The sequence below is a fragment of the Amycolatopsis sp. genome, from assembly GCF_035546795.1.
In the GTDB taxonomy this organism is placed as follows: Bacteria; Actinomycetota; Actinomycetes; order Mycobacteriales; family Pseudonocardiaceae; genus Amycolatopsis_E.
In genome coordinates, this window is record NZ_DASZWC010000033.1 from 70,540 (window position 1) to 82,922 (window position 12,383).

At 65.7% G+C, this 12,383-nt stretch carries 13 protein-coding genes; all 13 read right to left on the minus strand.

The genetic code is table 11. The features are described from left to right. Positions 1-4 precede the first annotated feature (4 nt). A complete protein-coding gene (locus tag VHD82_RS20150) occupies positions 5-937 on the minus strand; it encodes a glycoside hydrolase family 25 protein (RefSeq protein ID WP_325705878.1) in 933 nt (310 codons plus the stop codon). A 16-nt stretch (positions 938-953) separates the two neighbouring features. Further along, complete coding sequence (locus VHD82_RS20155; protein WP_325705881.1) at positions 954-1,250, minus strand: hypothetical protein; 297 nt, start codon at positions 1,248-1,250, stop codon at positions 954-956. Between the two features lie 64 nt (positions 1,251-1,314). Further along, on the minus strand, positions 1,315-1,956 hold the full coding sequence (locus tag VHD82_RS20160; protein ID WP_325705884.1) for a hypothetical protein: 642 nt from the start codon (positions 1,954-1,956) through the stop codon (positions 1,315-1,317). Between the two features lie 3 nt (positions 1,957-1,959). Continuing rightward, positions 1,960-4,383, minus strand: a complete 2,424-nt coding sequence (locus VHD82_RS20165; RefSeq protein ID WP_325705887.1) for a hypothetical protein — start codon at positions 4,381-4,383, stop codon at positions 1,960-1,962. Further along, entirely contained in the window at positions 4,383-5,228 is an 846-nt protein-coding gene (locus VHD82_RS20170; RefSeq protein WP_325705890.1) for a hypothetical protein, read from the minus strand. Before VHD82_RS20170 ends, VHD82_RS20165 begins: the two co-directional genes overlap by 1 nt. After that, positions 5,225-8,239 carry a hypothetical protein gene (locus tag VHD82_RS20175; protein ID WP_325705892.1) on the minus strand — a complete coding sequence of 1,005 codons (3,015 nt, stop codon included), beginning with the start codon at positions 8,237-8,239 and terminating at the stop codon, positions 5,225-5,227. Before VHD82_RS20175 ends, VHD82_RS20170 begins: the two co-directional genes overlap by 4 nt. Positions 8,240-8,632: 393 nt before the next feature. Then, on the minus strand, positions 8,633-9,004 hold the full coding sequence (locus VHD82_RS20180; protein WP_325705895.1) for a phage tail assembly protein: 372 nt from the start codon (positions 9,002-9,004) through the stop codon (positions 8,633-8,635). A gap of 101 nt (positions 9,005-9,105) precedes the next feature. Beyond that, positions 9,106-9,663 (minus strand): hypothetical protein, encoded by a 558-nt coding sequence (locus tag VHD82_RS20185; RefSeq protein ID WP_325705898.1) that lies wholly within the window; start codon positions 9,661-9,663, stop codon positions 9,106-9,108. Positions 9,664-9,699: 36 nt separating this feature from the next. Further along, complete coding sequence (locus tag VHD82_RS20190; protein ID WP_325705900.1) at positions 9,700-10,038, minus strand: hypothetical protein; 339 nt, start codon at positions 10,036-10,038, stop codon at positions 9,700-9,702. Between the two features lie 83 nt (positions 10,039-10,121). Next, positions 10,122-10,448 carry a DUF5403 family protein gene (locus tag VHD82_RS20195; protein WP_325705903.1) on the minus strand — a complete coding sequence of 109 codons (327 nt, stop codon included), beginning with the start codon at positions 10,446-10,448 and terminating at the stop codon, positions 10,122-10,124. Beyond that, positions 10,448-10,804: a hypothetical protein gene (locus VHD82_RS20200; RefSeq protein WP_325705906.1), complete on the minus strand. Its 357-nt coding sequence runs from the start codon at positions 10,802-10,804 to the stop codon at positions 10,448-10,450. Before VHD82_RS20200 ends, VHD82_RS20195 begins: the two co-directional genes overlap by 1 nt. Continuing rightward, entirely contained in the window at positions 10,801-11,211 is a 411-nt protein-coding gene (locus tag VHD82_RS20205) for a Gp19/Gp15/Gp42 family protein (RefSeq protein ID WP_325705908.1), read from the minus strand. The genes VHD82_RS20200 and VHD82_RS20205 overlap by 4 nt, the downstream gene beginning before the upstream one ends. Before the next feature lie 201 nt (positions 11,212-11,412). Beyond that, a complete protein-coding gene (locus VHD82_RS20210; RefSeq protein WP_325705911.1) occupies positions 11,413-12,378 on the minus strand; it encodes a phage major capsid protein in 966 nt (321 codons plus the stop codon). Between the last annotated feature and the right edge of the window lie 5 nt (positions 12,379-12,383).

The following is a 12,383-nucleotide window of genomic DNA, read 5'->3' on the forward strand; positions in this document are numbered from 1 at the left end:
CGGGTCAGGAGACGAACGCTTCGATGGAGTCGGACGTGGTCGAGTACCGGAGGGAGACGTAGACCGTCCCCGGTGGCACAGGGATGTAGCCCGGCCGGTCCGCCTGCCAGCGCCACGGCTGCCCGTTGCCCTGGTTCCAGCCCTGGCCCAGGTAGTTGCCGCCATCGCGGCCTGCGGGCGTCTGCCCGATGAAGTCGATCTGGTGTACGTCGACAAAGTCGCCGTAGCCACCGCAGATGTACAGGTACGGCGGACGCCCGGCCGCCGGGATGGGGGCGTGCCGATTCTGGCCCGGCTTCAGGTTCACGATTCCGTCCTCCAGGACTTCGATGGTGGATGTTGCGGGGGCCGCCGAGTGGGCGGGGGGAGGTGCGGCGAGGTTGTACGGGATCAAGCCCTGGTTCAGGTCCACAGAGGACGCTGAGACGCCGGGCACGGAGCCCTTGTCGTTCCACTGCCAGACGTCGTACCCGTTCACCGGATTCCGGCCGTACCGCGCGACCCAGACGATGACGTTGGGGACCGCCGCCCGGACCGCCGGGAGAACCGCCGACATCATGGAGTCGTTGGCGTACAAGGCAGGACGGAAGCCGCGAGCGGCTACCTGTCGGCAGAACGCGACGGCGAATGCCGCCGCAGCGGGGCCGGGAACGAACGGGGACTCGATGTCGAGCGCTGGCGCCAGGTCGGCCAGACCTTCGCCAAGGGCGCGGTCACACAGCATGTTCGCCTGTTGCACCGCGTTCCCGGGCTGGGCGTACCAGTAGGCACCCATCGCCACGCCAGCGGATCGGCCCAGCGGCCCGTAGCCGTTGGTGGCGCGGGTACTCGTGCCGTCGCCCGCTTTGACGTAGCAGAAGTCGTAACCGGCACGCTTCACGGCCCCCCAGTCGCGGACGTTCTGATACGCCACGTACACGTCGATGCCGTTGGCCATCGAGTGTCCTTTCTGGTCAGGGGATGAGGATTTGCGCGATGACGCCGACGATCGCGATGAGAGTGGTGATCGCGAACGTGACGTTGGCTCGGCGGACTGCCCGGCCCGACCTGTCGTCGGCCTGGCGCGCGGCCTTCTCGGCGTGGTCGTCCGCCTTGATCTCGTCGACCTCCTTGCGGAGCTGCGCGTGCCCGCCTTCAAGGGCAACGAGCTTCTCGGCGTGGCCGTCGATCTTTTTGTCGATGCCGTCTACGGCCTCGAACAACCGACGAAGCCAGTAGTTCGGCTCGTCGGGAAACTGCGGGGTGGTCATTTCACGGACTTCCTTGGGGCATAGAAAAAGCCGCCTCTCGGGCGGCATCGGGGCGAGGTCCGACCTACTGGCCGTTGAAAATCGAGAGGGTGAATCCGGTGTGCGTTCCGTAGACGCGGTACGACGGGTTCGAGGATGGATTCGTAGCGAGCGCGGCCCGCATCTCGATCGTGTGGTTACCGGCTGCCAGGTTGGACCAGTCCCAGGACTGACCGGCCGTCAGTCGCAGGACCGTCGTGGTTCCGAAGACGATCTGGGCTGTCTGGACGGTTCCGTCCAGATAACACTTCACGATCATGCAGCCCTCGCCGGTCGGTTGAACCCCGGACAGACCGGTGTTCCCCGACACGTCGAAGTTGGCGATGCAGCTCACCTTGTTCGTCCCACTCGCGACCGAGAAGGTGTACGAGAAGAGCGAAACCTCGGTGGTGGAGTCGACCGTGGTCGAGTTCGTGGACAGTGCCTGCTTGGTGACCGAGACCGTTTTGGACTCCAGCGCAGAAACCCTCGACCCGAGCTGAGTATTGCCGGTGCTCGCGTCGGTGGTCCGACTCTCCAATGTGTTCAGTCGCGCGTGCGCGGTGTTGCTCGACACGACGGCGCCGAGGCGCGCGTCCAGGTCGTTGATGTTGTCGATCAACTTGTTGTACTCAGCCGACGACGCCGTACCGCCTGCGGCGGCGTCTGTCATCGAGACGATTGCCATGCGTTAGCTCCAAATGAATGTCTCGTCCCACCGTCCGTACTGCTGGCTGTCCCAGATGCCGACTCGCGGCGGGCGCAGCATTTCGACGGTGAGCGTGTCGGTCAGGCCGGAGTCGAGGCTCCATTCACGACGGATGCCGTAGATCTGGAGCTTGGTCTGCTCCCCGACCCCATCGGGGTCGCGGACCTCGATGCAGTCCCCGAGCTGAAGCCGGGGGTCACCTGCGATCGTCACGGCGTCTGTGGTGGGGATCGGTACGGTGGTGCGTGGCCCGAGAACCCCGAGCATGTTGTTGCTCTGGAACTGGTCCTGGTACCAATCGCCTTCGAGCTTCAGGTTCCGAGTGCCGTACTTCTGGACCGATGTCTGATCGGACCACGTGTAGCTGCCCGATCCACGGTCCACAATGGTCGTTCCCGGAATCCGCAACGCGGCCTGGCCGTTGGTAGAGAACCGGATCGGAAGAGTCGTGCCATTGCTTACCTGGATGGTGAGCTGCCCGGAGAAGTTCAGGTACGCCACCACGGAGACGTTGACCCCGTACCAGACCTCGTACCAGCGAGTGCCCTGGCCGTCGCCCAGGTCGCCGTACTGGGCGACGATGAAGCCCCCGGTCACGTCCTGGTTCCAGATGGGTACGCCGTTGCCGTTGGACTGCGTCGTGTACTGCGTGAGGAACCAGGGCTCGACGCTGACGGCGTCCACGTTGACGACGAAGCTCTTGCTGGTGTTGGCCGGGAGGTAGAACTCTTCGACCGACTGCGACGAGTAGATCGTTCCGGCGACGGCCTTCCGCGTCTTCGTCGCAACGGTCCAAGTGTTCCGTACGGAGTCCAGGGTGTTCGTGATCTGGAGCCCGGAAACCTCGTCCAGGGTCAGCGACCGAACTAGGTTGGACTGCTTCCCCTTCATGGTGTTGTAGTTCCAGAAGTGGAACTTGCCCTGCTCGTCCCAGAACACCGAGCCGTACTCGGCCGCCGCTACCCCTGTCACGATCTCCCACGCGTCGTCGCCGTGGACGACAGGCGTGTACGTGAACCGGTTGAGCCCGCTGTCCAGCGACGCCGGTAGCCACGCGTTCGCGCGGTCCCACGTCGTCAGCGTCGGGTCCGGCCGGTATCCGCTCGATCCGTCGTAGAAGAAGACGCCGTACGAGTAGTCGTTGATCGAGCAGCCGTGGCGGGTCTCGATGAGCCCCTCAAGCTGGTCGTCGGCGCGCCCGCTGTTGTCCAGCGCATTGGCCGCTGTAGTGGCCCAGGCGCCCGTGGACAGGGTCCCGCAGGACACTGACACCCGGGGCTTGGAATTCCACGGCGTGTTGTCCCACAGGGCCCAGATCCGCTGGCTCGTGCCGTTGGTCGGGATCGTCAGCTTCGCCGACGCGCCGAGCACGTTGCCGTTGGTGAGGTCGACCAGTTCGGTCCAGACCTGTCCGGTGCCGATGACGAGCTGGACGGCCCAGTTGTAGCCGATCCAGACCTTGAGTGCGGCGTGGGCGGCGATGGTCTGGTATCCGGTGCTCCGGGTGTTCAGCGTGAGCCCGAGGACGTGCACCGAGTCGTAGGAGCCCTGCGCTCGGTTTGCCTTCCAGTACCGGTTAACCCGGCCGTCTTCTCCGCCCATCGCGGAGAAGGCGAGAGGCCGCTTCGTCGGCTCGGGCGCCGCCGGGTGCGGGTCGCCGTCGAAGGAGTACATCTCCGTGCCCGTGGATTCCGTGTACGGGAACTGCTGGGCCGGGGAGTTGTCCAGGATGCCGAGCGTGGGCATGTGGCCGCCCGTCGCCGGGAGCCAAAACGCCGTGTACGGGCCCGGCATGTACGGCGTAGCCGAAGCGCCCGCGTCCAGTAGGCAGGCCTGGAGCATCCACTGTGTGTCGCAGAGCTGGCCGCGCCAGCGGCCCCGGGTCGCCCAGTACTCCGAGATAGCCCAGGGGGTGAAGGTGATGGGCTGGCGCATCTTCTCGACGAAGTCCAGCGCGGTTAGCTGCACCGTGTTTTCGCCACGGTCCGGGGTGATGGTCCGGACGTTCCCGATGAATTGCTGGTACCAGACGGTTCCGAGCACCGTCTCCACGCCGAGGGCGTAGGTGATCTCGGCGCCCATCGGGTCGTTGTTGTAGAGCGGGCTGTTTCCGTTGTACGGGCTGAAGACCCCCGTCAGCGGGAGCCCGGCGAACTCGCCGGACATCGTGAGGTCCAGCTCGGCCGCGCTAGCGCCCTCGATCAGCATGATCTCCTCGGGAGCTGAGCCCTTGAGGGAGCGGTCCGTGGCGACGCTTTCCACATAGGGGGTCAGGTCCGAGAGCACGTGACCGTAGCTCCCGTCCTGGTCCCAGTCGACCCACACCGACGCCACGAAGTGGCGCTCCTGGCTCTTGATGACCTTGTCGGCAGCGGACTCCAGGGTCGAGTCGCTGTTCGTCTGCATCAGGCCTCCAGAAGCGTCATCGAGCAGTCAGTGAGTGGGAAGAGCGGGGAGCTGGTCTCGAGCTGGTCGATGTGGACGGTCGGCGCGGAGCCGCCCTGCTCCCAATCCGTTGGGGCAGAGCCAGATTCGAGCTGCGCCGCAGCGATCCGCACCGGCCCGACGAAGTCTCCGGTGATGAGCGCGAACACCACGGACGCGGTCCCCTCCGGGACCGTCGTGGTCACGTTGAACCGCTGCCAGTCCGTCGTCGGCGTGCACGAAACCCAAGGGGCGGAAGACGTCTGCGCCCCGGTGCGGTCGTAGTAGTCGACCGTCAGGGAGAACGTCTGCCCAGCCGTCTCGGTCTTGGCGTACAGCGACGCCGTGATCGTTTCTCCGGGGAACACCGGGGTCTGTCCGGAGAAGTCCCACCGGAGGATCTGGGACGCCGCGAAGCTCGACAGCCGGAGGCTGCGGTAGCCGGGATCCGCGTCAGCGGGCCAGTCCAGCGCCCACTCGACGTTGCTCACGGTGTTGTAGACACCGAGCCCATTCGTCGTCGGCAGCGGGTAGCAGCTCGAAGCCTGGAGGCTCAGGCGGTTCACGCCGGTCGGCTTGATCAGCCGGAAGGGGCCGGGGATGTGACGCGTGTGTAGCGCCTTGAGCCACTTCCACTCGGCCTTCTCCATGTACTTCCAGTCGAACGAAAGCTCGGACCGGTGGCCTGTAACGTCCACCGTCCGGGCCCCGCTCAACCCCTGGTGGACACCGCCGAAGCGAACGACGGTGTCCTTGATGCCCGGCTCCGGGCAGGTGAGCGCACGGAGATCCCCCAGGGGTCCGAGATACCACGTTGCTTTACTCACCCTCGACGCGCCTTTCGTACGTTTGCCTTGTTGACCAATTTCGCGAGACCGTTGGCGTCGATCTGGACGCCCCAGCCCGCAAGGGCTTCCGCCACACGGTCCTCAATGGACCCGAAGTCGTCGGCCTCGACGGAGCCACGGAATTCGAGTGCTGCCGAGCGGCTCACCGCGCCGACGAGATCCTGGACGGACTTCACCGCGTCGGGCGTGCCGTCCTTGATGGAGTCCGCCCACGCCGTGCCGACAGAGCTGCCGTCGAACGTGCTCGCGATCTGCCCGGCCATGCCGGACACGAGCTTCGTGACAGTGGCGAAGTTCGTCTCAAGACCCTCGTGGAGACCGGCCATGATGGCCTTGCCTTCCGGGATCAGCAGCTTCCGGTCGTACGGAAGCGGACCCTTCAGGTTCTTGATCCAACCGGCCACATTGGACACCCAGCCCGCGACCGCGTTCCAGGCTGACTTGAGACCGTTCAGCAAGCCGTCGAGGATCGCCCGACCGGCGCCCCACAGGAGGTTGCCGACGTTGCCCAGAGCGCTGAGGATCGCGCCCGGGAGGCCCCGGACGAACGCCACGACGCCGTTGATACCGCCCTGGACCGCGCTCTTGATCGCATTCCAGGCACCGGAGAGGATCTGCTTCATCCCGTCCCAGGCCCGGCTCCAGTCGCCGGTCAGGATGCCCAGGACGGTGTTGATGATCCCGAGGATCACGTTCAGGACGCCCTGGATGATGCCCTGGATCGCAGGCCAGACGGCCTGGACCACGGACATGATCAGGTTCATCGCCGGGATGGCAACTCCGAGGATGATCTGTGCGATCCCCGCGAGCATCGGGACGAACGGTAGGAACGCCTGGATGATCTGGGTGACGATCGGAACCGCCATCTGAATTGCCTGCACCAGCAACGGAAAGATCTGCTGCGCCACGTTCAGGAGCGGCGGCACGAGAGCCGCGAGCACCGTAATGAACAGGGTCAGACCGGCCTGCACGAGCTGGAGGATCGCGGGCAGCAACGGCAGCAGTGCCGTCAGCACTTGCGTCAGGAACTGTCCAATTTGGAGCAGCAGCGGAGACACGATGGTGAGCGCCTGAGTCAGCGCACCCCCGATCGCGGTTCCGAGCTGGACCATGAAGTCCACCAGCGGCGGGATGATCGGCTGGATGGCCTGGAGCGCGACGAGCAGAACCGAATTCAGGATCTTCGCCAGCGGCTCGATCACCGGGGCAAGCGCCTTGACGGCGCCCACGAGAAGGTCACCGAGCAGACTGCCGAGGAGTTGAATCGACGGCGTCAGCGCAGTAATCGCCGGAGCGAGCGCGGACAGCGCCGCGCCCAGGACGTTAGCCAACAGAGAGGACAGCGTCGTCAGTGTCGGCATCAGCGCGACCAGGACGTCCGCGATTCCGTTGATCAGCGTCGTCAGCGGGCCGCCGAGCTGGGCCATCGCCGTTACGCCCGCCTCGAAGAGACGGGTGAACAGGTCGAGCAGCGAGCCGACGACCTGGCCAAGCGACTGGAAGACCTGCGGCAGAACGCCACTCGCGGCCAGCCCAGAGACGACCTGGTCGAACTTGATCGCGAAGTCGTTGAGGACCCCGGCGAGGACACCGAAGCTCTGCGAGCCGATCTGGCCCAGCGTAAGGAAAGTCTGCGTGAACGCCGAGATCATCGGCTGGAGCGACGCGAAGAACTTCCCTGTGTTGCTCAGGATGTCCTGGATCTGCTTCATCCCCGACGCCGACGTGACGACGTTGGTGAACCCCTGAGCCAACGGGATGAGCCCCTGGGCCACCTGGTTCAGACCAGTCTGTAGCGTCGGGAAGATCTTGTTGAGCTGCTTGAAGACCGGCGTCAGGCCCTTCTCGAACGTTGCCGAGAGGGTGGCCTTCAGCTTGTCGACAGACGGACCGAAGACCGAGGCGGCCTTCTTGATCCCGTCCATGCCGAGGGCGATCGCGGCGAAGCCAGCGCCCGCAGCAGCCAGGAGCGACGGAAGCCCGGCGATCAGACCGGCGACAAGGCCGATCAGGGGGGCTGCGACCGCGAAGACGGCCACGGCGAGCCAGCCGGTCCGGCCCAGCTCTCCGAGCTGCCCTACGGCCCCGCCCACGGCGGAGCCCAGCTTGTCGAAGATCCCGGCGGCGCCGGAGAACGCGGTAGAGATGCCCTTGCCGATGCCCAGGATCGTCTTGTCGATCCCCTTGCCCAGGTTCGAGGTAATCCCCCGGCCGAACGTGCCGATGGCGCGAGTGGCGCGCTTGGCCCCGTTCGTCACGTCCTTCCACGTGATGGCTCGGACGTAGGTCCCGAGGCTTTTCACGGAGTCGGCGGCCTTGAGGCCGTAGACCCCCACGCCAGTCATCGCGGTCTTGAGCGCGCTCGTGTACGTCTTGGCGCTGACGAGCGCCTTGCCGAACGCCTGGACCTTGTCGACGGCCAGCATTCCGGCGATTCGCCCCGTCAGGGCGAGATCCTTCGCCAGGCTGGCGAGGTTGGGGATCTTCGAGACAGCGTCCCCGATCCCGAGCATGGCCAACCGGATGGACGTCCACGCGGTCCGCATGTTCTCCGCAGAGAGCGCTGCCCGAGCCATCCACCCGACCCACTGAACGGTCTGGGCGACGGACGCGGCCATGTTCTGGCGCATCTGCACGACGCTCCTCGCCGCGCGCTCTGCCGACGAGCCGATGTTGCGGAGGTTGTTGGCGATCCCGGCGAATACGTTGGTGTTCTTGCTGATCGAGCCGAGTGACTTGGTCACCCGGCCGATCGCGCTCTGGTCGATGTTGACCCGGGCGTTGATGCTCTGGGCTTCGAGCTTTTCCTTCAGGGCCTTGAACTCGGCCGAGGCCTTCTCGGTGTCGAGGTCGACCGGGATCTCGACCTTCATCCGCTGCTCGATCTTTTCGAGCTGCGCCTTGAGTTCCTCGGGGAACTTGCTGGTGTCGGGGACGACTCGGACGCCGACCTTGCCGACCGTGTTCTTAGTCCCGGGACCCTTCGCCATCTGCACCCTTCTTTCGATTCCGGACGGCTGCAATGCGCCGTGCCGCCGTTGCGCGGAAGCTGTTGCGACCCCTCCGCTTCTCGGCGTTAAAGTCCGGGCGATCCACCCGGTCTGGCGCCTTTGGCTTCTTCTTCGAGTTGGCCGAGACGAACGCGTGGAACAAACCCTCTGTCGCCTCGATCAGCCGTGCCGTCAAGTACCGGTCGGGACCCCATCCTCGGAACTCCGGGCCGCCGCGCAGAGACGCGACCGTGGCCGATTCAGGTGGGAGCTGGCGGATCAGGGCCAGCGCCCGGCGGGCCGTCAGGCCACTGCCGGGCACCAGCACGTCCCCGATGTCGAGCCCGTAGTACTGAAGGAAATCAGCGAGTATGCACTCGCCGCACCTGTCGATCAGGCGGGCGAGTTCTGAGCTTCCCCCGGCTGAGTCGCCTCCACCCACAGCTCGATAAGCTTGGTGGACAAGGCGATGTCGCCGCCGATCGAAGTGACCAGCTTCTCGCCCTTGCCGTCCGCGACGACGGTTTTCAGGATCAGCTCGATCTGCTCGCCCAGTTCGCCAAGGTCTTCGATCTTGGCGTCCTCTTCGGACAGGTTGGACTCCTCCACCACCTTCAGGGCGGTCAGGACCGCTTCGCGATCGGTCTTGCCGACGCGCATCAGGTTCCGCAGGACGATCTGCTCGCCGCCGAGGTCGAGCTTCAGCGGGGCGAACTCCCGGTCGAGATCAGCCTTCAGGGCGTCGAGAGTGTACACATTGGACATTGGTTGGCGAACCTTTCTCGCTCTCAGGGCGGCGGACCAGGGTGGAGAAGGGGGAGGGGCCCTGGCAGGTCCGCCAAGAAAAACCAGGGCCCCTCGGGGCGTCAGCCCGCAGCGGGGTTGATCACGTCCTCGTCGATCCAGGAGAACGGCGAAGCGCCGCCCCCGGGCGAGAGAATGGTCGCCCGCAGCGGCAGGGCGCCGAAGTCGTCCACGGCCAGCGAAATGCTGTCCTCGCGCCGGATGCTCGTCTTCGCGGCGTAGAACCCGACCTTGTGCGCCCCGTCCACGATCACGATCAGAAGGGCGCGCTGGTTGTCGACGGTGTTCGCGTCCGCCGCGTACACACCGTTGCCCGACGCGGTGTTCGCCCGGCCGTAGTACAGCTCAAGGCCCTCCTCGTCGAACTGGAGGAGGTTGAACGTCACGTACTCGACCGCCGGGTCGGTGACGACGACCTTCAGCGCCTCGTTCTGCCAGGTGCCCCGGTTCTCGGTGTCGCCGCCGTCGAATCCGAACTCCGGCAGGTCGTCCCGGCTGGTGTGGCCCAGGATCGTGAAGCCGGTCGGCAGGGTGGTCTCGGTGAACGCCGAGATCTCGGCGGCGGTGGGCACGGCCGCGCCGACCGTGCCGGTGAGGATGTACCCCTTAGCGGCGGTCAAAACCGCAGCATCGTTGAGTGCCATGTGGCCCTACTCCTAATTTCTCGGGGGCCGTATTCCGAGCTGAATGAGACCCTGAACTCTCCAGGTGTCGTCGAATTCGCTGTCGAATTGGGTTGGCCCCAGCGTTTCGGTGAAAGAATGGAGATAACCGGCGGGTGTTACCGTCTGGTTCTCCACCATGTCCCAGATGACCTGCCGGGCATCGAGGTACAGATCCTCGGTGGCCACGAGCCCGTCGCGCGTATAGGCCGTCATCTCGATTACCGCGCGGTCAAGCCGTTTGGGGTCTTTCGCAAGACCCCCGAGGCGACGCACCTTGAGGAACGGGTACGTCCGGTGCTTGACGTTCTTCTCCCAAGAGACGATGTCCACACCGGGAAGTTCTGCACGGAGCACAGGAAATAGGACCTCCTGAATCCGTGGCATTTTGCGATCCACCACGGTTCGCTCAGCTCCTAAAGGAGGCCCGCAGCCTCCGAGACGATGTAGAGGCCGTCGACCCACTTAATCTCGCCTAGGTCGACCGGCCCTTTGGAATTCGGCGGGACGTGCCAGTGGCCGAACTCGATTGCCATCGCGTCATCGGGGTCGACGAGCCACACGTACGAGTCCACGCGCCCGGACTCGACTTCGATCCGGGACGCGCCGGACTGCCGGTGCCGGTTCAGCTTCGCTTCGGCCTTCACGCCGATCTCCAGGGCCGCTGCATCCACGGCCCCCTTCACGTTCGGAAGGCCCTTCAGGATGTTGTTGATGGCCCGGTCACCCCGGACGGTCGCCATTACGACCGCCGGATGGTGTAGATGGAGTGGCGGGTTCGCCGACTTCCGTTCTGGCTCAACGGGTATCCGATGACGGCCCAGTATTCGCCGTTCCAGTCGATGCGCCCCTGGGCGCCGATTGGGTCACCGGCATAGGAGCGCGGCAACCGCATCTTGTAGACGTCCTCGGTCTCGAACCCCTCGTTGTCTTGCTCGGCCCGGCGGGACGAGGTCCCGCTCTGTGCGGCCGGGTAGATCCAGACGGGTTGCTCGAACCCCGTGTCGGACGGCTTCGTGATCGTGTTTCCGTCCGCGTCGATCGTGACGACCTCGGGGTAGATGGTGACTGTCTCGTTTGTACGGTCGAGGAGACTCATGGCCACAGCTCCGTGGTGACGGCGCCCGTCGACGGTGCCCAAGGCAGCTCAAACTGGGGCGCGATCACGAACGCCCCACCGCTCACCCCGAGCAGTGCCCACTCGTCCGCGAGCACCTGGAGTCGCCCAGAGGCGACCTCGGCGCTGATGGTGTACGAGTAGTTCCCGTCCGTTTCGGTCTTGTAGCCGTCAGGGTTGCGGATGAGCCGTAGCACCATGTCCGCTTCGATCATCACGACGTCGCCCTGGTCGATGGTGCCAGCGGCGATCTGGTCTGCGAGATCGGGAACGCGGCGCCGGAGCATCCGCTCCGCGTCGTCGAGCCGGGTCGTCACGACCCGCTGTTCGTCCGTGTCCAGGGGGCGGATGAACCTGTTGGCCACGTCCTGTGCAGTGGCGTAGGCCATGCGAACCTCCTATTCGGACTTGGTGGTCTTGCGGGGAGTGCGGCGCCTCGCGGGCGCCTTGGGGGCGGGCTCCTCGGTGGGCTCAGGAGCTGGCCGGTAACCGCATCTGCGAGCTTGCTCAACAGACACGGTCCCGACCGCTCCACCCGGGAGGACCACCCGCACGGTCTCCCGGGGCTCGCCCTTACGGGCGCTCATCTATCAGGCGGGGGTCGTCTCGGTGTACCGGACGAACGCCTCGGCGTCGTTGACCAGGAAGCCGTACTCGGCCTCGGCGCGGATCGCAACGAGGTTGTGCTCCCACAGGGAGACCAGGGTCGGGGTGCCGCCCTGGTTGATCGTCACGGTGGCCTGAGTCGACACGTCGTAGCTGATGCCGCCGACCGCGCCCCACACGGCCTGCGACCAGTCGCCGCCGAAGCCGAGGGTGTAGACGGTGCTCGCGGTGCCCGGGGTCTCCTCGCCCACGCCCTCCGACATGAAGGACGGGCGGCCGATCAAGCGGCCCGGCCGCGCAGCAGCCGTGGTCTCGTCCAGCGGGGTGTCCACGTAGATCGGACGCCCGGTGGAGTCCACAGCGGACAGCAGGGTCGGCTCGACCCGGTCGTCGAGCGCGAAGCCGGTCAGCTTCTTCTTGTCGTCGACCAGCAGCCGGAGGCCCGACACGATGTCGGTGTGAACGCCACCGTTCGCCTGGGTCGCGGTGCCCAGCTCAACGGCCTTCGTGGTCGAGTTGATGTAGGTGTCGAACGGGCCAGCCGCAGCGGTGCCGTCAGGACCCTTGTCGTACAGGGCCGCAAGGTCGAACGCGAGGGCGAATGCCTCCGCGATCTGCGGGCGCAGCAGGCCCATGTAGTTGGCCGGGTTGGCACGCACGACCTCGGCCGAGACGACGGCGATAGCCGCGATCTTCTCCGGCTTGATGGTCTTCAGGCCGACCTGCGCGTTGCTGGAGGGCTTCTGGCCACCTTCCGAGACCCAGCCAGCACTCATCTTCCCCGTGACGACGGGGATGTTCTGGCCGTTGATGCCCAGGGGCACGCGCCGAGTCAGGCGCTGCACGACGGACGCCTTCGCGGCCTGCTCGAAGATGGGGGCCGACTGGTCGGGGCTCAGGAACCCGTTGAACTGTGCGTCACTGGTCTGAGTGGCAGCAGTGATTGCCATGTTGG